The 19609-nt window shown below is 65.7% G+C and carries 22 protein-coding genes; 9 read left to right on the top strand and 13 right to left on the bottom strand.

The window, feature by feature from the left end; translation table 11 throughout:
- Both GVM20_RS12885 and GVM20_RS12880 read right to left on the bottom strand, forming a co-directional pair.
- Positions 1–863 (bottom strand): pseudouridine synthase (locus GVM20_RS12885; protein ID WP_166547591.1); only part of this gene is annotated, 863 nt, incomplete at its 3' end.
- Between the two features lie 181 nt (positions 864–1044).
- A complete protein-coding gene (locus GVM20_RS12880) occupies positions 1045–2154 on the bottom strand; it encodes an aromatic ring-hydroxylating oxygenase subunit alpha (RefSeq protein ID WP_502706196.1) in 1110 nt (369 codons plus the stop codon).
- Positions 2155–2276: 122 nt separating this feature from the next.
- Between GVM20_RS12880 and GVM20_RS12875 the strand changes: the two genes are divergently transcribed.
- Positions 2277–3599: an AmpG family muropeptide MFS transporter gene (locus tag GVM20_RS12875; protein WP_166547589.1), complete on the top strand. Its 1323-nt coding sequence runs from the start codon at positions 2277–2279 to the stop codon at positions 3597–3599.
- On the opposite strand, the gene GVM20_RS12870 is transcribed toward GVM20_RS12875, so the two are convergent.
- From GVM20_RS12870 to radC, 11 genes are all read right to left on the bottom strand, one after another.
- Positions 3596–4888, bottom strand: coding sequence for a bifunctional folylpolyglutamate synthase/dihydrofolate synthase (locus tag GVM20_RS12870; RefSeq protein ID WP_166547588.1), 1293 nt, complete (start codon positions 4886–4888; stop codon positions 3596–3598). The two genes, GVM20_RS12875 and GVM20_RS12870, sit on opposite strands and share 4 nt — an antisense overlap.
- Before the next feature lie 97 nt (positions 4889–4985).
- Positions 4986–5840: an acetyl-CoA carboxylase, carboxyltransferase subunit beta gene (accD, locus tag GVM20_RS12865; protein ID WP_166547587.1), complete on the bottom strand. Its 855-nt coding sequence runs from the start codon at positions 5838–5840 to the stop codon at positions 4986–4988.
- On the bottom strand, positions 5837–6631 hold the full coding sequence (gene trpA / locus GVM20_RS12860; protein ID WP_166547586.1) for a tryptophan synthase subunit alpha: 795 nt from the start codon (positions 6629–6631) through the stop codon (positions 5837–5839). Before trpA ends, accD begins: the two co-directional genes overlap by 4 nt.
- Positions 6628–7842 (bottom strand): tryptophan synthase subunit beta, encoded by a 1215-nt coding sequence (gene trpB, locus GVM20_RS12855; protein WP_166547585.1) that lies wholly within the window; start codon positions 7840–7842, stop codon positions 6628–6630. The genes trpA and trpB overlap by 4 nt, the downstream gene beginning before the upstream one ends.
- Positions 7839–8471: a phosphoribosylanthranilate isomerase gene (locus GVM20_RS12850; protein WP_166547584.1), complete on the bottom strand. Its 633-nt coding sequence runs from the start codon at positions 8469–8471 to the stop codon at positions 7839–7841. Before GVM20_RS12850 ends, trpB begins: the two co-directional genes overlap by 4 nt.
- 9 nt (positions 8472–8480) lie before the next feature.
- Positions 8481–8945 (bottom strand): GNAT family N-acetyltransferase, encoded by a 465-nt coding sequence (locus GVM20_RS12845; RefSeq protein ID WP_234031994.1) that lies wholly within the window; start codon positions 8943–8945, stop codon positions 8481–8483.
- Between the two features lie 184 nt (positions 8946–9129).
- Complete coding sequence (locus GVM20_RS12840; protein WP_166547582.1) at positions 9130–9492, bottom strand: bleomycin resistance protein; 363 nt, start codon at positions 9490–9492, stop codon at positions 9130–9132.
- 8 nt (positions 9493–9500) lie between these two features.
- Positions 9501–10175 (bottom strand): orotidine-5'-phosphate decarboxylase, encoded by a 675-nt coding sequence (pyrF, locus tag GVM20_RS12835; protein ID WP_166547581.1) that lies wholly within the window; start codon positions 10173–10175, stop codon positions 9501–9503.
- Positions 10172–10567, bottom strand: coding sequence for a LapA family protein (locus GVM20_RS12830; protein WP_166547580.1), 396 nt, complete (start codon positions 10565–10567; stop codon positions 10172–10174). Before GVM20_RS12830 ends, pyrF begins: the two co-directional genes overlap by 4 nt.
- Positions 10568–10643: 76 nt before the next feature.
- The gene (gene purB / locus GVM20_RS12825; protein WP_166547579.1) at positions 10644–11954 is read right to left on the bottom strand and encodes an adenylosuccinate lyase; all 1311 of its coding nucleotides are present in this window, start codon (positions 11952–11954) and stop codon (positions 10644–10646) included.
- Positions 11955–12023: 69 nt separating this feature from the next.
- Positions 12024–12758 (bottom strand): RadC family protein, encoded by a 735-nt coding sequence (gene radC / locus GVM20_RS12820; RefSeq protein WP_502706195.1) that lies wholly within the window; start codon positions 12756–12758, stop codon positions 12024–12026.
- A gap of 75 nt (positions 12759–12833) precedes the next feature.
- Here radC and GVM20_RS12815 point away from each other — a divergent pair, with 75 nt between their 5' ends.
- The 8 genes from GVM20_RS12815 to GVM20_RS12780 all read left to right on the top strand — a co-directional run bounded on the left by GVM20_RS12815 (position 12834) and on the right by GVM20_RS12780 (position 19572).
- On the top strand, positions 12834–16025 hold the full coding sequence (locus GVM20_RS12815) for an intermembrane phospholipid transport protein YdbH family protein (protein ID WP_166547578.1): 3192 nt from the start codon (positions 12834–12836) through the stop codon (positions 16023–16025).
- Positions 16026–16078: 53 nt separating this feature from the next.
- Positions 16079–16333 (top strand): YnbE family lipoprotein, encoded by a 255-nt coding sequence (locus tag GVM20_RS12810; RefSeq protein ID WP_234031993.1) that lies wholly within the window; start codon positions 16079–16081, stop codon positions 16331–16333.
- A gap of 29 nt (positions 16334–16362) precedes the next feature.
- Complete coding sequence (locus GVM20_RS12805) at positions 16363–16743, top strand: YdbL family probable chaperone protein (RefSeq protein ID WP_160761198.1); 381 nt, start codon at positions 16363–16365, stop codon at positions 16741–16743.
- A gap of 164 nt (positions 16744–16907) precedes the next feature.
- Entirely contained in the window at positions 16908–17255 is a 348-nt protein-coding gene (locus tag GVM20_RS12800) for an AtpZ/AtpI family protein (protein ID WP_166547577.1), read from the top strand.
- A gap of 92 nt (positions 17256–17347) precedes the next feature.
- On the top strand, positions 17348–18181 hold the full coding sequence (locus tag GVM20_RS12795) for a F0F1 ATP synthase subunit A (protein WP_166547576.1): 834 nt from the start codon (positions 17348–17350) through the stop codon (positions 18179–18181).
- 65 nt (positions 18182–18246) lie between these two features.
- On the top strand, positions 18247–18471 hold the full coding sequence (locus GVM20_RS12790; RefSeq protein WP_054118254.1) for a F0F1 ATP synthase subunit C: 225 nt from the start codon (positions 18247–18249) through the stop codon (positions 18469–18471).
- An 83-nt stretch (positions 18472–18554) separates the two neighbouring features.
- On the top strand, positions 18555–19049 hold the full coding sequence (locus GVM20_RS12785) for a F0F1 ATP synthase subunit B family protein (RefSeq protein WP_166547575.1): 495 nt from the start codon (positions 18555–18557) through the stop codon (positions 19047–19049).
- On the top strand, positions 19042–19572 hold the full coding sequence (locus GVM20_RS12780) for a F0F1 ATP synthase subunit B family protein (protein WP_166547574.1): 531 nt from the start codon (positions 19042–19044) through the stop codon (positions 19570–19572). Before GVM20_RS12785 ends, GVM20_RS12780 begins: the two co-directional genes overlap by 8 nt.
- The last annotated feature ends 37 nt before the right edge of the window (positions 19573–19609 follow it).

The following is a 19609-nucleotide window of genomic DNA, read 5'->3' as shown; positions in this document are numbered from 1 at the left end:
CCTTTGCGGGCCGGAGGACGGGGCGGGCGCGGTGCCTTTTCCGGGGCGGCGATCATCACCTTGTCAGCCTTCTTCACCCCGCCGCGCGGGATCGGCGTGCCGGTCATCTCCGACAGGAAATGCGCCACCGGCTTGCCGGTCAGCTCCACCGCCTGCCCGCGTGGCAGATCGCCGAGGTTGAAAGGGCCATATCCGGTACGGATCAGGCGATTGACCTGCAATCCGAGATACTCCAGCACCCGGCGCACTTCGCGGTTCTTGCCTTCGGTGATGGTCATCTCGATCCACAGGTTGCGGCCTGAGGAGCGTTCTAGGTTCGCGTCGATCGAGCCGTAGCGCACGCCGTCGATCTCGACCCCGTCCATCAGGTCTTCCAGCTGGTTCTGTGTCACCACGCCGAAAGCACGGGCGCGGTAGGTGCGCGGGACCTGAGTGGCGGGCAGTTCCATCGTGCGCTTCAGCCCGCCGTCATTGGTGAGCAGCAGCAGGCCTTCGGTGTTGAGATCGAGCCGCCCGACCGGGATCAACCGCGGGGTGCCGGCGGGCAGGGCATTGCGCAGGGCGGTGTAGATCGTCGGGCGGCCCGCCATATCGCGCTCGGCCGTGAGCAATCCGGTGGGCTTGTGGAACGCGAACAGCCTCGTCGCTTCGGCGGCGGCGACCGGATTGCCATCGACCGTCACCCCTTTGAGGCTGGCGAGGATCGTGGCGGGGGTATCGAGCACCTTCCCATCCAGCGCCACGCGCCCTTCGGCGATCATCCGCTCAATCTCGCGGCGGCTGGCAACACCTGCGCGGGCGAGCAGCTTGGCAATACGATCGCCTTCGGGGCGATTTTCGGAGCGGGGGGGCTGGGTAGGCATGGGTGGCCTTTAGGTCGGGCAAGGAGGCGTGGCAATGCCAGCCAAGTCCCTCCCCGGCCCGCAGGGGTGGGGAGGTGGCACCGCGTAGCGGTGACGGAGGAGTATGAAGCGGCGCGCTGCGATCACCCCTCCGTCAGCCCTGCGGGCTGCCACCTCGCCATTCCATTGGAACAGGGAGGGACTAATTGGCACTTCGCAGTGCCTCTCCCACGATCTGGTCGAACCGCGCGATCCCGCCTTCGAGCGTGCCGAGCGTGATATGCTCGACCGCACCGGAGGAAAGGCCCTGCTGGCCGAGTTCAGCGGCGCGGAAATCCTCCGAGGCGAAGACCCCGCAGTCGAGCAGATTCCAGCTCTTCTCCCAATGCGCCAACGCCTTTTCGGTGGTGGGCGCTTCGGGGATCAGCATGAAATCTTCGACCAGCGTGCAGTCGGCGGCCTGTGGCATCAGCACCATGACGTTTACATAGTCGGGGCTGGGCACGATCACCGTCGCCGGTAGCAGCTGGTAGGCAAAGGTTACCACCCGGCGCAGCGCTGCCATGTCGGTGAGGTCGACGCTCTCCATCTCCTCCAGCCGCCCGACGGCGGAACGCTGGTGCGGGCCGATCTGGTCGCCTGCGGTGATCCCGTCCTTGAAAAACGGTCCGATGGTGGCGGCGTGGAGCCGGGTGACGTGGTAGCTTTCGAGGAAGGCATCCATGATGAGCTTCCAGTTGCCCTTCACCGTGTGAGTCCTGCGCCGGAACAGGTGCGCGCTGCCAAGGCCGAAGGCGTCGAGATCACTACCCAAGGCCTGCGCATCACTGAAATCGGCATCCGCGACCGGCGCGAACCAGATCAACCCGCCCGCCTCAAGGCTGGGCAGTTCGACCAGGCCATAATCCGCCTTGTCGAGCCCCGGGAAAGTCTCGGGCCTGGGCAGGGCGAGGAGGCTCCCGTCAAGCCGGTAGGTCCAGGCGTGATAGGGGCAGACGAGCCGCTTGGCGCATTGCACTTCGCTCCCTTCCACCAACCGCGTTCCTCGGTGGCGGCAGACGTTGAGGAACACGTGCGCGCGCCCCTCGGCATCGCGGGTGATGAGCAATGGCCGTCCGGTCGCATCATGCGGGACGGCCATGCTCGGTTCGGGCAGCAGCGCGGACGGCGCGAGCACCTGCGGCAGCCGGTCAAATAGGGCTGCCTTCTCCCGCGCGAAGTGATCGTGGCAGGTATAATTGCTCGCAGGCACCGTCTGGATTCCGCCTGCGACCTTGGCGCGGCCCTCCCGGATCGCCTCGGCGAGCGCCAATTGGCCTGGCGTCGGACGCAAACGGGGCAAATCTGTTGCTGCGGCGTTCATCGCTCTTTTCTCATCCTCTTCCCTGCGCCTAGTGTGGCAGAGATCGGGATCAAGCAAAAGGACGAGCGTGCATGAACGAGATCGGCGCAGCGCCGCGACGCGATTGGGTGGGCGCGCTCAAGCCATATTTGGAGAAGGAATCGCTCGCCGCGTTCTTTCTCGGCGTCTCCTCCGGGTTTCCCTATGCGCTGATCGGGGCAACCCTGACGTCGCGGCTGGCGCAGGACGGGATCGACAAGAAGACGGTGACCGCATTCACGCTGGTGTTCCTCGCCTACAACTTCAAGTTCCTGTGGGCGTGGATGGTGGACGGGGTGCGGTTGCCGGTGATCGGCCGCTTGGGCCAGCGCGTGTCCTGGATGCTGCTGACCGGCGCGTTGGTGATCGCGGCAGTGTTCAACCTCGCGCTGGTCGACCCGGCGACCAATATCGGCTGGGTGGCAACCTCGGCCATTCTGGTCGGCATCGCGGGGGCAACCTTCGACATCGTGATTGACGCCTACCGGATCGAGACGCTGCGGCACGACCAGCTCGGCGTGGGATCGGGGATGACCCAATACGGCTGGCGGATCGGCTCGGCGGCGGCTGGCGCGCTGGCGCTGGTGCTGGCGGCACGGGTGGGATGGGAGGCGGCCTATATGGTCTGCGCCGCCTTCGCACTGCCGGCCATGCTGACCGCGCTGGTGCTGGGCGAGCCTGCCCGCCGCCGCATCGCGACCCGCGCGAAGGGCATCGGCGAAGCCTTGCGCGCGGTCTATGGCCCCTTCACCGAGTTCTTCCTGCGCAAGGGCGCGTTCCTCGTGCTGCTGTTTATCCTGCTCCACAAGATCGGCGACACGCTGGCGAACCTCACCGTGCGATTGCTGCTCGACGACAAGGGTTACACCAACGACGAGATCGCGCTGTACGACGTGGGCGTCGGCTTCTGGGCGTTTCTGATCGGGATTTTCATCGGCGGAGTGCTCTACACCCGGCTGGGCATGAAGCGATCGGTGCTGCTGAGCCTTGTCTTGATGGGGATTTCCAACCTCAGCTTTGCGCTCTTGGCTGCCGTCGACAAGACCAACGCGGGGCTGGCGGCAACCTTCCTGTTCGAGAACATCGCTAGCGGGATCGGCGGGGTGACGGTGGTGGCATACTTCGCCGCGCTGACCGACCTGCGCTTCACCGCCTCGCAATATGCGCTGATCTCGGCGGCGGCGAGTATTGTCGGGCGGGTGCTGACCGGGACCACGGCGGGCGCGTTGGTCGAGAGCTTCGGCTATGTAAACTTCTACCTGTTTACCACCGCGGCCGCGCTGCCAGGCATCGTGCTGTTCTGGCTGATGATGCGCGCCGGGCTGATCGACGCCTCGATCGGGACGGCGGGGACCGAGGGCGGCGAGGGCAGTTAGTCGGGCAGCTCGCCGTTAAGCCGCAGCACCTCGCCTGCGAGGTAGAGCGACCCGGCGATGAGGATCGGCAGCCCGTCATCGGGGATCAGCGCCATTGCGCTCGGCACATCGGGGGCAGGGCGGGCTTTGGCGCCAAACGCCTCCACGGGATGCCAGTCATGGCCCGGCACCGGCACGGCTGTCACACTGGCAAGCGATGCCGCGAGCGGGCCGATCAGCGATCCGGGGTCTTTGCCCTCGATCATGCCGATCACAAGGTGTAGGCGCTGCCCAGCGAAGTGCTCACCTAGCATCGCACCCGCCTGAGGGTTATGCCCGCCGTCGAGCCACACGTCGCGCGTGCCGGTGAGCGGGCCGGGTTTGAGGCGCTGCATTCTGGCAGGCCACTGTGCCGCCATCAGCCCTTGCGCCATCGCTTCTGGGCCGACTTCGACCCGCATTTGATGGCGTAGCAGCGCAAGCGCCAGTCCGGCATTGTCAATCTGATGGGCCCCGGCGAGTGCCGGACGGGGAAGCGTAAACGAGCCCGCCGCGTCACGATAGGTCAGCATTGAGCCCGCGCGGCAATCCCAACTGTCGCCCTGCATCCTTAGCGGCGCAGCAACGCGGGATGCAGCCGCGATCACTTCGCGGTTGGATTCGGGGCGATATGACAGCGTCACCAGCGGTACGGCCTGCTTGGCGATCCCCGCCTTCTCGAACGCGATCCGCGCCATCGGCTCGGTCGGCACGCCGTCCTCGGGCGCGAGGAGGAAGCGTTCGTGATCGAGGCCGAGCGCCGCGATCCCGCAGGCGGCCAGCGCCTCGGGCTCCAGCACGTTGGTCGCATCGAAGCGTCCGCCCATGCCGACTTCGACCACGCAGACGTCCGCAGGCGTGCGGCTGAAGGCAAGGAAAGCGGCGGCGATGGTGACTTCGAAGAAGCTGGGGCCGAGTTCCTCGCCTGCATCCAGCACTTCGGCCAGCACCTCGGCCAGCGCTTCGTCGGAGATCAGCTGTCCAGCAATTCGGATGCGCTCGTTGTAGCGCACCAGATGCGGCGAGGTGGTGACGTGGACACGGTAGCCCTCAGCCTCCAGCATCGCGCGCAGGAAGGCGCAGGTCGAACCCTTGCCGTTGGTACCCGCGACATGGAACACCGGCGGCAGCTTGCGGTGCGGATTGCCGAGCCGCTCCATCAATGCGCGGATCGTTTCCAGCCCGAGCCGACCCTGCGGCAGGCTCAGCGCGGCGAGGCGATCAAGCTGCGCCTGAACGCGCGGGTCGTCGGATTTGCCGAAGTCTTTCATGCCCACCTCGTCACCCCAGCGAAAGCTGGGGCCTCAAGCGGCAAGCGCCGCATTTGACGCCCTAGGTCCCAGCTTGCGCTGGGATGACGTTGTTGCGTTACGCCGCCTTCACCGGGGTGAGATAATCGAGCACCTGCCCCAGCGTCGCCTTCAAGTCGCGGCGCGGGACGACCATGTCGACCATGCCGTGCTTGTGGAGATATTCGGCGCGCTGGAAGCCTTCGGGCAGCTGCTCGCGGATCGTGTCCTGGATCACACGCTGGCCCGCAAAGCCGATCAGCGCGCCCGGTTCAGCAATATGAATGTCGCCGAGCATGGCGTAGCTCGCGGTGACGCCCCCGGTCGTCGGATCGGACAGCACCACGATATAGGGCAGCCCGGCCTGCTTCAGCCGCCGCGTCATCACGGTCGCGCGCGGCATCTGCATCAGCGAGAGAATCCCCTCCTGCATCCGCGCACCGCCGGCCGCCGTCACCACGACATAGGCGCAGTGGCGATCCAGCGCCTTTTGCGCGCCCTCGCAGAAGGCCTGCCCCACGGCCATGCCCATCGAGCCGCCCATGAAGCTGAAATCCTGCACGCCCACCACCGCCGGGCGGGTCTCGATGAAGCCCGAGCCGACCACGAACGCGTCTTCATGCGGGTTGGCAGCGCGCGCGGCCTTGAGCCGGTCGGTGTACTTCTTGGTATCCTTGAATTGCAGCGGGTCTTCCGTGACCTTGGGCAGCGGCAGCACCTCGAACCCGGGATCGAGCAGCAAGGCAAGGCGCGCATCGGCGCCGATCCGGCCATGGTGTTCGCATTTCGGGCAGACGCTGAGGTTGTCCTCATACTCCTGCACGAACAGCATTTCCTGGCACGACGGACACTTGATCCACAGATCCTTTTCCGTGGTGGTCTTCTTGTCGGCGCTGAAGCCTAGCGTGCTGCGGACGCGGGTGAACCAGTTCATGCCACTTGCTCCTGACGGGCGGAATGGACAGCCTGTGCGAGGGCTGCGGTCAGCTCCTTTAGCTTGGCGGGAGCCGCAGCGCCATATTCGCCGCAGATTTCCACCAGCGCGCTGCCGACCACCACGCCATCCGCAACCTTTGCGATTGCGGCGGCTTGCTCGGGCGTGCGCACGCCGAAGCCGACAGCGATGGGCAGATCGGTCGATTGCTTGAGCCGCGCCACGGCTCCCTCGATGCTAGCCTGCACCGCCTGCTGCTTACCGGTGATCCCGGCGACCGATACGTAGTAGAGGAACCCTTCCGACCCGGCGAGCACCTGCGGCAGGCGCGCGGCATCGGTGGTGGGGGTGGCGAGGCGGATTGGCGCGATACCCTTGGCGCGCAAAGCCGGGCCGAGCGCGTCGTCCTCCTCGGGCGGAATGTCGACGCAGATCACGCCATCGATGCCCGCTGCGGCGGCGGCATCGGCAAACCACTCCGGCCCGCGCCGCACCATCGGGTTGGCATAGCCCATCAGGACGAGGGGCACTTGCGGATGCCGGGCGCGGAAATCGGTGGCATAGCGCAGCACGTCCGCCGTGGTAGTCCCCGCGCCGAGCGAGCGCAGGTTGGCGCTCTGGATCGCAGGGCCATCCGCCATCGGATCGGTGAAAGGCATGCCCAGTTCGATCACATCTGCCCCGGCTTCCACCAGCGCATCGAGATTGGCCGCGGTGTCGCCATCGCCCGCCGTGATGAAGCAGACGAGCGCGGGGCGGGATTGGGCGAAGGCGGACTGGAATCGGCTCACAATTCCACTCCAAGCTTTTCCGCCACGGTGAAGATGTCCTTGTCGCCGCGCCCGCACAGATTCATCAGCACGATGCTGTCCTTGGGCATGGTCGGCGCGACCTTCGCCACGGCGGCTATCGCGTGCGACGGCTCCAAAGCAGGAATGATCCCCTCGGTGCGGCACAGCAGCTGGAAGCCTTCCAGCGCCTCGTCATCGGTGACGGCGGTGTAATCGACGCGGCCCGATTCCTTCAGCCATGCGTGCTCCGGGCCGATGCCGGGGTAATCGAGGCCTGCGCTGATCGAGTGGCCCTCGGTGATCTGGCCGTCCTCGTCCTGCAACAGGTAGGTGCGGTTGCCGTGGAGCACGCCGGGCGATCCGCCGAGCAGGCTGGCGGCGTGCTGATCGCCATCAAGGCCATGCCCCGCTGCTTCGACGCCGAGCATCTTGACGCTCGGATCGTCGAGGAACGGGTGGAACAGCCCCAGCGCATTCGATCCGCCGCCGATGCAGGCGACCAGCAGATCGGGCAGGCGGCCGGTGCGGCTCAGCATCTGCGCGCGCGCTTCCTTGCCGATCACGCTCTGGAAGTTGCGGACCATCTCGGGGTAGGGGTGCGGGCCTGCGGCGGTGCCGATGATGTAGAAGGTGTCGTGGACATTCGCGACCCAGTCGCGCAGCCCTTCGTTCATCGCGTCCTTCAGCGTCGCGCCGCCGCTGGTGACGGGGATCACTTCTGCGCCCAGCAGCTTCATGCGGAACACGTTGGGCGATTGGCGCGCAACATCCTCAGCGCCCATGTAGATCACGCAAGGCAGGCCGAAGCGCGCGCAGACCGTGGCGGTGGCCACCCCATGCTGGCCCGCGCCGGTCTCGGCGATGATGCGGGTCTTGCCCATCCGCATCGCCAGCAGGATCTGCCCAATGCAATTGTTGATCTTGTGCGCGCCGGTGTGATTGAGCTCGTCGCGCTTGAACCACACCTGCGCGCCGCCGAGCTCCTCCGTGATGCGCGGAGCGAAATAAAGCGGGCTCGGACGGCCGACGTAATGCTCCAGCAGATCGTCAAATTCCGCCTGAAACGCCGGATCGGCCTGCGCCTTGCGGTATTCGCGCTCGAGATCGAGCACCAGCGGCATCAGCGTTTCGGCGACATAGCGCCCGCCGAACTGGCCGAAATGGCCACGATCATCAGGCTGGGTGCGGAAGGAATTGAGGTGCGTGTTCATAGCCGCGCGGCTTTGCAGAAGGCGGCGATTTTGTCCACGTCCTTGATCCCCGGGGCGCTTTCGACGCCCGAGGAGGTATCGACCAGCGGCGCGCCGGTCAGCCTGATGGCGTCGGCAACATTAGCGGGGGTCAGGCCGCCTGCGAGGCCCCACGGGGTCGGCGCCTTGTAGGCCTTGAGCAGGTCCCAGTCGAAGCGGGTGCCATTGCCGCCCGGCAGCCCGCTGGCGGGGGCATCGAACAGCAAGCGGTCTGCCGCGCCGTCAAAACGTGCGGCGTCCGCAAGCGAATCTGCGTCCCGCACGCCGAGCGCCCGCCATGCTGCGATCCCGGTTGCGGCGTGGAAGCGGGCGAGGGTTTCGGGCGTTTCCTGCCCATGGAATTGCACCACATCGGGCCGTACTTCGCGCACTGCCTCTGCCAGCGTCGCAGGCGAAAGGTTGACCACCAGCAGCACGACCTTGACCTGCGGCGGCACCAGACTGCGCAGCCGCGCCGCCTCGGCGAGACTCAGGTGGCGCGGGCTCTTCTCGAAATGGACGAGGCCGACATAATCGGCCCCCGCCTGCACCGCGGCGGCAAGAGTCTCAGGGGTCGACAGCCCGCAGATTTTGACAAGAGCGCCCGGCATTCCGCGCCCTTACGCCGGGCCGAGCAGCTTTTCCAGCACCACGAAAGTCACCGGCGGATCGCGCGGGACGGGGAAGGGGCGGGTTTCGCCGGTGCGGTGGTAGCCGCGCCGTTCGTACCATGCGATCAGACTGTGGCGGCTGTCGATCACCGTCATTTCCATCGCCGCTATCCCTTCGGCGCGGGCGAGGTCTTCGGCGGCGTCGAGCAAGCGGCGGCCCATGCCGCCCGATTGCAAGGTCGGCAGCACACACAGCATGCCGAGATAGGCGAGGCTGGCGTCCTTCCGGGTGACCGCCACGCAGCCGATCAGATTTGCGCCATCGCGCGCGGTCAGGATCGTTACGGAAGGGTCGGCCAGCAGAGCCTCGATCTCGCCCGGCGCGGTCCGCTCGTCATCGAGGATATCCGCCTCGTGGTTCCACCCCCGCCGCGCCGAATCACCGCGATAGGCGGCTTCAAGGAGCGCTTTCAATGCGGGTGCATCGGTAGGATTGGCGGGGGTGATTGAAAGGCTGCTCAATGATCCAACTTCGTCATGCTGAACTCGTTTCTGCGGTGCAGAGTTGCGCTTCCAGCATCCATCGTGCCGCAACGAGCCGCCTGCGCCTAAGGAGAAATGGATCCTGAAACAAGTTCAGGATGACAAGACTCAAAACTCAGTCGTTCTGGATCAGCCGCACCAGCGTGCCATCGGGGTCGATCAGATAGGCGATCGTCAGCCCGCTTGGATCAGGCGCGGCGGGGTGAAAGCGCGGTATGCCGACGCGTGCGTCCGGCACGCCACTTGTCTCCACCTGCGCCATCATCGCCGCAAGATCATCCAGTCGCAGACAGCAGCTGAACGACGACTGGTAGGGGTCAAGATCGGGATAGGGGAAAAACTCCAGCGTCACATCCCCGCGCGAGAGGATCATCCACCCATCCGAGCGGTAGTCTTCCTCAAACCCGAGCTTGGCGTAGAACGCCGCCGTTGCCGCGAAATCGCGGGCGGGGAGGTTGGGCGTAGCCGTGTCCGCCACAGGAGTGCCTACAGCGTCGCCTCGATCGCCCGCGCTGCCGCGACCGGATCGTCCGCGCGGCTGATGGGGCGGCCGATGACGAGCACGCTTGCGCCATTGTCACGCGCCTGTCGCGGGGTGACGACCCGCTTCTGATCGCCGGTGCCGCCGCCGGAGGGACGCAGACCGGGGACGACGAAGTAACCGTCCTTCCACGCTTTCTTGACCATGCCGACTTCCTGACCCGAACACACAATCCCGTCGAGACCCGCCGCATGGGCCAGCTCCGCAAGGCGCATCACCTGCGTCTCGGCGCTGCCATAGACGCCGGTGGCGGTCAGATCATTGGTGTCGAGACTGGTGAGCATGGTCACGGCGACCACCTTGCAGCCTTCGGCCGCGGCGGCCTTGGCATCCTCCATCATCGCGCGCCCGCCGCTGGCATGGACGGTGACGATCGCGGGCTCATAGACGTGGATCGCCTGCATCGCCTTGGCGACGGTGTTGGGGATGTCGTGGAATTTGAGGTCGAGGAAGATCGGCAGGCCGAGATGCGCAATTTCATGCACCCCGTGCGCGCCGTGAGCGCAGAAGAATTCAAGACCCAGCTTCACCCCGCCAATATGCGAGCGCACCTTCTCGACCAGCGCCTTGGCCGGCTCCAGGCTCGGCACATCGAGTGCCAGATAGACCGGGTTGCTCATTTTCCGCCTCCGTCTGCGCCCGTGTCGGGGGGGCTGAACGGATCGGCCACTTCTCCCGACTTTGTGCCCGGCTTGTCCACAGGGCTGTCCACCACGCTATCGCTGACTGGCAAGGCAGGCGATTGCGCCTCGCGCTGCCGGGCCATGGCGTTGTTCTTGAGCGAGGTTTCCAGTGCGCGGATGCGGCGGTTGAGGCCCCACACCACGCTGCGATGCAGCGCCCACATCGGCAGGAAACCCGCCAGGAACGCCAACAGCGCCAGCACCGGTACCTTGGTTTCCAGAACGAGGTTCTGCCACAGCGTCAGCTCGACCGGCTGCCAGTTATAGATCGCGAAGATCAGGAAGCCCAAGCCGGCCAGAACCCACAAGATTGTGCGAAGGATCTTCACGAAGTCTGCCTCTTCTGATGGCCTGCGACGCCAGCGAACCTAAGCAATTGTGCCGATGAGTCCAGCATCGCTGCTGTCACCCGAACACCCGCGCGAAGATCGTGTCGACATGCTTGAAGTGGTAGCCGAGATCGAACAGCTGATCGAGCTGCTCGGGCGCAAGCCGCGCCGTGACGTCGGCATCAGCCTTGAGCAGGTCGAGCAGGTTCAAGGCACCGTCGGCTTCCCACACGCGCATCGCGTTGCGTTGGACCAGCCGGTAGGAATCGTCCCGCGTCAGCCCCGCCTGCGTCAGCGCCAACAACACGCGCTGCGAATGGATGAGGCCGCCCATGCGATTGAGGTTCTTCTCCATCCGCGCCGGGTAGACCAGCAGCTTGTCGACCACCCCCGTCAGCCGCGCGAGCGCGAAGTCGAGCGTGATGGTCGCGTCCGGGCCAATGAAGCGCTCGACAGAGGAGTGCGAGATATCGCGCTCATGCCACAGCGCGACATTTTCCAGCGCAGGCGTGACGGCCGACCGCACCAGCCGGGCAAGGCCGGTGAGGTTTTCGGTGAGGATCGGGTTGCGCTTGTGCGGCATGGCGCTTGAGCCCTTCTGACCGGGGGAGAAATACTCCTCGGCTTCCAGAACTTCGGTGCGCTGCAAGTGACGAATCTCGGTCGCGAGGCGCTCAATGCTGCTGGCGATCACGCCCAGCGTGGCGAAATACATTGCATGGCGATCGCGCGGGATCACCTGCGTCGACACCGGCTCAATCGCGAGGCCGAGCTGCTCGGCCACGTAAGCTTCGACCTGCGGATCAACATTGGCGAAGGTGCCGACAGCACCGCTGATCGCGCAGGTCGCAATTTCGGCCCGCGCTGCGATCAGCCGCGCACGGCAGCGGTCGAACTCGGCATAGGCCTGCGCCAGCTTGAGCCCGAAGGTCACTGGTTCGGCATGGATGCCGTGGCTGCGGCCGATGGTGGGGGTGTACTTGTGCTCCTCGGCCCGGGTCCTGATCGCGGCGAGCAGCGCGTCGAGATCGGCCAGCAGCAGGTCGCTTGCGCGGGCCAATTGCACCGAAAGCGTGGTGTCGAGCACGTCCGAACTCGTCATGCCCTGATGCATGAAGCGCGCTTCCTCGCCGACCTGTTGGGCAACCCAGTCGAGGAAGGCGATCACGTCATGCTTGGTGACCGCCTCAATAGCGTCAATCGCGGTGACATCGATCGCGGGATTGGTTGCCCACCAGTCCCACAGCGCCTTGGCTGCGCTGTGCGGTACGACGCCGAGGTCAGCGAGCTTCTGGGTCGCGTGCGCCTCGATCTCGAACCAGATGCGATATTTCGCCTCGGGCTCCCACAGGGCGGTCATGGCAGGGCGGGAATAGCGGGGGACCATCGGTGGCTCCATGTGGGGCGGGACTCTCGCCGCGCGGGCTAGGCGGGCGGGGCGCGGATGGCAAGAGCGCTAGATGAGGCCCTTGGCCCGCAGCGACGTATGCCCCTCGCGCCCGATGATGACATGATCATGGACGGTCACCCCCATGTGCCGCCCCGCTTCGGCGATGCGCTGGGTGATCTGGATGTCGGCGCGGCTGGGCTCGGGCGAACCGCTGGGGTGATTGTGGACGAGGATCATCGCGCTCGCACCCACGTCCATTGCCCGCCGGATCACTTCACGCGGGTGGATCGCGGCTTCATCAATCGAACCGTCGCCCACGTGGTGATCGTCGATCAGCCGGTTCTTGGTATCGAGATAGAGCACCCTGACGCGCTCGACCGTCAGATGCGCCATATCGGTGGTGAGGTAGTCGATCAGCGCCTGCCAGCTGCCGAGCACCGGCCTGCCCATGATCTCACCGCGCGCCATCCGGCGGGCGGCGAGGGCGACAGCCTTGAGCGCGGCGGCGCTGTTCTCGCCCACGCCCTTCACCCGCTGCAAGGCCTTGGTATCGGCATTCAGAACGCCTGCAAGAGTGCCATATTGCGCCAGCAGCGCCTTGGCGATCGGCTTGGTATTGCCGCGCGGGATGGCGGCGAACAGGAGGTATTCGAGCACCTCGTAATCCGCCAGCGCCTCGGCCCCGCCGGTCAACAACCGCTGACGAAGCCGCGCGCGGTGACCATCGCCCGCAGCCTTGCCGGCTTCGAAGTCGGGGACAGCGCCGTCCAGAAACGAGAAATTGTCTTCAGCTTCCGGCAATGCGACCTCCGGGAAAGCGTTGAGCTCGTCAGCCTCATTGCCTTTGCGCGATGATGCGCGCAAGGGTCAGGGACGATGCCGGAAGCGGACGCGCAGGACATTACGGTGCCGGAGGGCAGCAGCACGCAGCGGCTCCGGCCGCGCCGTTGGCGCAGCCGCATCGCGCTCGGGCTGGGCGCGGCGGTTTTGCTTGGCGCAGGCAGCGCCTGGCTCACCCGCGAGCGAATCGCGGGCAACGTGATCGACAGCTATCTTCAGCAGAGCGGCGTTCCGGCGACCTATGACATCGTCAGCATCGGCCCGAACGCGCAGGTGATCGAGAATCTCGTGATCGGCGATCCGGCGCGGCCCGATCTGACTGTGCGGCGGATGGTGATCGAAACCGGTGTGGGCTGGGCCGGGCCCGAGGTGCGCCGCGTGCGTGTGGAGGGCGCGCGGTTGTTTGCCAGCCTGCGCGGCGGCACCTTCAGCCTCGGCGCGCTTGATCCGCTGGTGTTCACCGGCTCGGACGCCCCGCCTGCGCTGCCCGCGATCGACGTGACGCTGAGCGATGCGCGCGCTTTGCTGGAAAGCGACTACGGGCGGATCGGCGTGAAGCTCGAAGGATCGGGCCGGATCGATGATGGCTTCGCTGGAACCCTCGCCGCCACCGCGCCGGGGATCGGGGTTGAAGGCTGCCGGGCCGAGACAGCAACCCTCTACGGCAAGCTCGCCACGGATAATGGCGCCCCCCGGCTTGATGGCCCCTTGCGGATCGGCGGTCTCGCCTGTGGCGGTGCGAGCCTCGCGAAGGCCGATATCGGCACGTTGATGAGTGTCAATGCCGATTTTTCCGCCGCCGAAGCCGACTTGCGAGTCACGGGCCAGCGCGCGGCCTTTGCCGACATCACCGCCGGGGGTCTCGGGGGCACGGCGAAGGTCAATTGGTCGCCCGGCCGCCTCGCGCTCGGCCATGAGCTTGCGCTGACCGGGGTTGCCAGCCCGCAAGGCCGTTTGGCGCGGATCGGCGCGGAGGGAAGCTGGCGCGGGGCGGCCGATGGCTCCAGTGGCCAGTGGGAAGGCACTCTGCGCGGGGCCGGGCTTGCCCCTGCCAATGACATCGCCGCGAGCCTCGCTGCCGCCGAGCGCGGGCTTGAAGGCACCTTGCTCGCCCCGCTCATTGCCAAGGCGCGTGGCGGCGTCACCCGCGCGCTGAACGGTGCGCGTGTCCGCGCTGAAGGGATCATCCGCCACAAGGGCACTGACGCCTCGCTGATCGTGCCCGAGGCCAGCCTCGCCACCCGCAGCGGCACGCGCGTGCTGGCGCTTTCCCGCCTGAGCGCGCGACTGGGCGCGCGGGGGATATCGGGCCTCGGCGGTAATTTTCTCGCGGGCGGGGAGGGGCTGCCCAGCATCAATGGCCGAATGCAGCAGCAGGCGAGCGGATGGACGCTGCGAATGGCGATGGCGGACTATGCTGCGGGCGCCAACCGCCTTGCGCTCCCACGGCTGACCGTGCGCACCACGCCCGGCGGGACGATCGCGTTTGACGGCTTGGTGACCGCCAGCGGCGATCTGCCGGGCGGGGCGGTCAATGATCTTGCCGTGCCGCTCGACGGCACGTGGTCATCCGCCGGTGGGCTGGCAGTGGGCGCACGCTGCACCCCACTGCGGTTCACTAAGCTGGCATTGTCGGGCCTCGCGCTTGATGGCCAGCAGATCACCCTGTGTCCCGAGGGCAATGGCCCGATCCTTGCCTATCGCGACGCGCTCAGCCTCGCCGCACGCATCGGGCCGCTGAGCCTTGCGGGCACGCTGGGTGAGAATCCCGCCACCCTAGCCGCCAACCGCGTGGTGCTGCGCTATCCGCAACCCTTCGCCATCGAAGGCCTCGCCGCGACAATCGGCACGGGCGACAGCGAGGTGCGGATGGCGGCCGACAGCCTCACCGGCAGCTTTGCGGGCGATGTCGCAGGCGCATTCACTGGCGGCTCGGCGCGGTTGGCGGCCGTGCCGTTCGATTTGGACGCAATCACCGGACGCTGGAGCTTTGCCGATAGCATCCTGCGGCTCGATAATGCCGCCTTCACCCTCTCCGATCGTCCGGCGGAAGGCGAGGCGCGGTTTGTTCCGCTGACCGCCAAGGGCGCGAGCCTTATGCTGGCTGACAACCGCATCACGGCCGACGCGTTGCTGCGCCACCCCGAATCGGGCCGCGGTGTCGCGAATGTCGCGATCACCCACAATCTCGATACCGCTGCGGGCCGCGCGCTGCTGTCCGTGCCGGGGCTGGTGTTCGACAAGACACTCCAGCCCGAAGACCTGACCTATCTTGCCAAGGGGGTCATCGCTCTCGCCGATGGCACCATCACGGGCGAAGGCCGGGTGGACTGGAACGGGGAGGCGATCACCAGCAACGGCACCTTTGGCTCGGACGGCTTCGATCTGGCCGCCGCCTTTGGCCCGGTGCGCGGGCTGGCAGGGAAGATCGTCTTCACTGATCTCATCAACCTCACCACCGCGCCCGATCAGACTGTCACCATCGCTGCCATCAATCCCGGCGTCGAAGTGCTGGCCGGCAGAGTGCAGTTCGAGCTGAAAAACGGGACGCTCCTCAGCCTTGAAGACGCGCGCTTCCCGTTCATGGGCGGCACGCTGCAAATGCGCCCGCTGGTGATGGACTTCGGCCAGCCCGAAGAACGCCGCTATGTGTTCGAGATCATCGCGGTGGATGCGGCGACCTTCGTGTCCGAGATGGAGCTGACCAACCTCAGCGCCACCGGCACCTTTGACGGCACCGTGCCGATCATCTTCGATGCCAATGGCAATGGCCGGATCGAGGGCGGGCTGCTGCTCAGCCGCGCGGGCGGCGGCAATGTCGCCTATATCGGCGAGCTGACCTACGAGGATCTGGGCGCGATGGGCAATTATGCCTTCTCCGCGCTGCGTTCGCTCGATTACCGGCAGATGCGCATCGGACTTGCGGGCGATCTGGCGGGCGAGATCATCACCAGCTTCGATTTTGACGGGGTGCGGCAGGGCGCCGGGACCAGCCAGAACTTCATCACAAGGCGACTCGCCAAACTTCCGATCCAGTTTAAGATCAATGTTCGCTCGCAGAACTTCTCGCAGCTGGCGATTATCGCGCGCGGCTATTCCGACCCGACCGCCTGGGGCGATCCGTTCGATATGGGCCTGCTGCGTATGGAAAACGGCAAGCTGATCATGCGCCAGACCGAGCCTGCGCCGCCGCCGCCAGACCCCGCTACGCCGCCGCCGAAGCCATGACGCGCCGTGTCCCGCCCTTGATCCGTTCAACCTCCAGAAAGCGATCCTCTGTCATGCCGCACCTGAATTTGACCCGATCCCTCTGCAATGCCAGAGCAAGCGACAGCCGAGGCGGCGCAAGGGGAACAGGTGTGAAGGCAATGGCCGCGTTGACGGGGCTGGGGGCGATGTTGTCAGGGTGCATCAATATTCAGGCACCGGACAAGCCGATCGTGATCCAGCTGGACATCAATATCAGGGCAGAGGTTCTCTATGCCCTCGCGGAAGACGCGGCGAATACGATTGACGAGAACGCGGACATCTTTTGATGGATGTGCCGCTTCGAGGAGGAACTCCAATGCGCAATTCAGTTCTTGCAGGGCTTGCCGCTCTGGCCGCGATTGGCCTGGTGGCCACGCCTGCGCTGGCACAGCGCGACCCGGCCTATGCCGCCGCCCGCGAGGCCGGCAAGGTGGGCGAGCAGCCTGACGGCTATCTCGGCATTGTCGGCGATGCGAATCCGGCGCTCCAGCGTCTGGTTGATGACATCAACATCAAGCGCCGCTCGATCTATGCCGAAAAGGCCAAGGAAAAGAAGACCACGCTGGAAGCCTATTCGCTGACCGCCGGATGCGAGGCGATTGCCCGTACCGTGGCGGGTGAAAAGTATCGCGCACCCGATGGCAGCTGGCAGACCCGCACCGCCGAACCGCCGGTTCGCGACGTGCGCTGTCCGTAATTTGTCCGCAGCCCATCCGGGCGGCGGGACAACAGCTCTCTTCGCAGGTGCACAAAACTCGGGCTGCGTGATGTTGACACTGAACAGCCCCCCTTCTAAGGGGGCGGCGCCCTCGGCGGGCACCTTGTTGCACATGGCGTGGCCTTCCCTTTAGAGACCACGGCATGAGCGACGAGAAACCTGCACGAGAACCCATTCACGAGGATGCGCGGATCGACGCGCTCGAAGCGCGGCTTCAGGCCGCACGCGAGCGTGAAGAACAACGCAACCGGCCAACGGTGAAGGGAACCGATGCGAATTACCGCAGCGGCAACCGCGCTTTGGCCAGTCTTCTGGGCGGGATTATCGGCGGCCTGGTGATCGGCTTTGCGATTGACGCATTGTTCGGGATCGCGCCCTGGGGTCTGTTGGCCGGACTGTTCCTCGGAACGGCGTCGGCTTTCAGGACGATTATGCAAGGTGCGAATACGCGTCCCGCAGATGAGGCCCAGCGGCCGGATGGTGAGGGTTAGACCCCTTCCAGACCGCGTTAGGCCCCACCTAGGGGCGCGTTTCATGTGAAACATTTGGGGATCTTTCGATCGTGGCAGCCGAAGAAGGCATCATGGCAGCTGAAAGAAGCGCGGCTGCGGCTGTGCAGAATCTCGAAGCGGCCGAGGCCGGCAAGGTCGATCCGATGAAGCAGTTCACCATCGAGCCCATTCTGGGTTCCGATTGGCAACTGGCTGACGGGATCAACATCGCGTTCACCAACTCCGCGCTTTGGATGGCGATCACCGCTATTCTCGTGTGGGTGTTTGTCGCAGGCGGCATGAAGCGCCAGCTGGTGCCCGGGCGCTGGCAGATGGCGGTCGAAAGCATGACCGGCTTCATCGACGACCTGCTCGAAGCGAATGTCGGCGCGGCAGGGCGCAAGTATGTCCCCTACATCTTTACCCTCTTCATGTTCATCCTGTTCGGGAACCTGCTCGGCCTCGTGCCGGTCGGTCTGATCCCCGGGGTGCATGCCTTCACCTTCACCAGCCACTTCACCGTGACCGGCGTGCTGGCGATCATGAGCTTCTCGATCGTGCTGATCGTCGGCTTTGCCAAGCATGGCTTCCACTTCTTCTCGCTGTTCTGGCCGTCGAACACGCCCGCGTTCCTCGCGCTGCCGATCAGCCTGATCGAACTCGTGTCCTTCATGGTCCGTCCCTTCAGCCTCGCGCTGCGACTCTTCGTGGCGATGATGGCGGGTCACGTCCTGCTTAAGGTGCTGGCGAGCTTCGTCATTGCCGGTGGCAGCGGCGGGATCGGCACCGGCGTTCTGGTCGGCGTGCCGAGCTTCGTGCTGATGGTCGCGATCAGCGCGCTCGAAATCCTCGTTGCGGGCATTCAGGCCTATGTGTTTGCCCTGCTGACTTCGCTCTACATCAACGACGCGGAAAACCTTCACTGAGGGCTGAGACGCCCTCTCGACTACCCCCGATAACAAACAGATTTTTTCTCAAGGAGTTTATAATCATGGACGCTACTGCTGCAGCTCTCCTCGGTGCCGGTCTCGCGGCGATCGGTGCGGGCCTCGCCGCCCTCGGCGTGGGCAACGTGTTCGCTTCGTTCCTCGAAGGCGCGCTGCGTAACCCGGGTGCCGCTGATGGCCAGCAGGGCCGCCTGTTCATCGGCTTCGCGGCCGCCGAACTTCTCGGCCTGCTCGCCTTCGTCATCGCCGTTCTGCTGATCTTCCGCTAAGATCCGTGCTGCGCCGGGCGGGGTGGGACAGGTCCCGCCGCGCCCGGCGTGCGCTGCTGAACTGCCGGTAACAAAGGCCCATCATGCCTCAGATCGAACAAATCGCTGCAACACTCTCAAGCCAGGTCTTCTGGCTGCTGGTGTTCTTCGGCCTCACCTTTGTGTTCGTGGGCCTTGGAATGGTGCCCAAGATCATGGGCACGGTCGACCTGCGTGACCAGCAGATCGCGGGCGATCTGGCGGCGGCGCAGGCCGCACGCGATGAAGCGACGAGTCAGGAAGAAGCCTGGCGCAAGCGTGAAAACGCCAACCGTGCCGCGGCGCAGGGCGTGATCGGTGAAGCCAAAGCCAAGGCTGCTGCCGCCAGCAGCATCAAGCTTGCCGAGGCGCAGACCCGTCTCGACGGGCGCTTGGCTGAAGCCGAAACCGCGATTGATGCCGCGCGCACCAGCGCCATGGCCGAAATCGAAGCGGTCGCTGCCGATGCCGCGCGCGACATCGTTGCCCGTGTCGCCGGCGCCGATGTGGAACCCGCCGCAGCCCAGGCCGCGGTCAAGGAGGTGATGGCGCATGGCTGATATTCTGATGCTGCTCGCCAGCGGGGCCGAAGGTCATGCCGAACCCGGCGTGCTGGGCCTTGATTCGTACCAGTGGGTCGCACTGGCGATGAGCGTGCTGATTGCGGTCTTCATCTGGAAGAAGGTCCCCGGCATCATCACCGGCGGGCTCGATGCCAAGATCGCGGCGATCCGTTCGGCGCTTGATGAAGCCAAGACCCTGCGTGCCGAAGCCGAAGCGCTGAGGGCCGAATACGCCGCCAAGATCGCCAGCGCCGAGAAGGACGCCGAAGCGATGCTGGCTGGCGCGCGCGAAGAGGCTGATGCGATCCTCGCCAAGGCCGAAGCAGACAGCGAAGTGATGGTCGCCCGCCGCCAGAAGATGGCCGAAGACAAGATCGCGGCAGCCGAGCGCGCTGCGATTGCCGAGGTAAAGGCCAAGGCGGTAACCGCAGCAGCAGCCGCATCGCGCAAGCTGATTGCCGAGCGCCATGACGGCCCAGCGGACAAAAAGCTCGCCGACGAGGTGATCGCCTCGCTCTGAGCCCGAACAAAAATCCTGTTACAGAATGGGCGGTCCA

It is taken from the genome of Porphyrobacter sp. SLTP (genome assembly GCF_009905735.1).
GTDB lineage: Bacteria > Pseudomonadota > Alphaproteobacteria > Sphingomonadales > Sphingomonadaceae > Erythrobacter.
Note: the sequence above shows the minus strand (reverse complement) of the source record. Positions and strands in the feature narration are given on the sequence as shown.

Coding starts and splice junctions, on each gene's coding strand:
- GVM20_RS12875 (WP_166547589.1), top strand. CDS start 2,277: ATGAACGAGATCGGCGCAGCGCCGCGACGCGATTGGGTGGGCGCGCTC.
- GVM20_RS12870 (WP_166547588.1), bottom strand. CDS start 4,888: ATGAAAGACTTCGGCAAATCCGACGACCCGCGCGTTCAGGCGCAGCTT.
- accD (WP_166547587.1), bottom strand. CDS start 5,840: ATGAACTGGTTCACCCGCGTCCGCAGCACGCTAGGCTTCAGCGCCGAC.
- trpB (WP_166547585.1), bottom strand. CDS start 7,842: ATGAACACGCACCTCAATTCCTTCCGCACCCAGCCTGATGATCGTGGC.
- GVM20_RS12850 (WP_166547584.1), bottom strand. CDS start 8,471: ATGCCGGGCGCTCTTGTCAAAATCTGCGGGCTGTCGACCCCTGAGACT.
- pyrF (WP_166547581.1), bottom strand. CDS start 10,175: ATGAGCAACCCGGTCTATCTGGCACTCGATGTGCCGAGCCTGGAGCCG.
- purB (WP_166547579.1), bottom strand. CDS start 11,954: ATGGTCCCCCGCTATTCCCGCCCTGCCATGACCGCCCTGTGGGAGCCC.
- GVM20_RS12815 (WP_166547578.1), top strand. CDS start 12,834: ATGCCGGAAGCGGACGCGCAGGACATTACGGTGCCGGAGGGCAGCAGC.
- GVM20_RS12810 (WP_234031993.1), top strand. CDS start 16,079: ATGCCGCACCTGAATTTGACCCGATCCCTCTGCAATGCCAGAGCAAGC.
- GVM20_RS12805 (WP_160761198.1), top strand. CDS start 16,363: ATGCGCAATTCAGTTCTTGCAGGGCTTGCCGCTCTGGCCGCGATTGGC.
- GVM20_RS12800 (WP_166547577.1), top strand. CDS start 16,908: ATGAGCGACGAGAAACCTGCACGAGAACCCATTCACGAGGATGCGCGG.
- GVM20_RS12795 (WP_166547576.1), top strand. CDS start 17,348: ATGGCAGCTGAAAGAAGCGCGGCTGCGGCTGTGCAGAATCTCGAAGCG.
- GVM20_RS12790 (WP_054118254.1), top strand. CDS start 18,247: ATGGACGCTACTGCTGCAGCTCTCCTCGGTGCCGGTCTCGCGGCGATC.
- GVM20_RS12785 (WP_166547575.1), top strand. CDS start 18,555: ATGCCTCAGATCGAACAAATCGCTGCAACACTCTCAAGCCAGGTCTTC.
- GVM20_RS12780 (WP_166547574.1), top strand. CDS start 19,042: ATGGCTGATATTCTGATGCTGCTCGCCAGCGGGGCCGAAGGTCATGCC.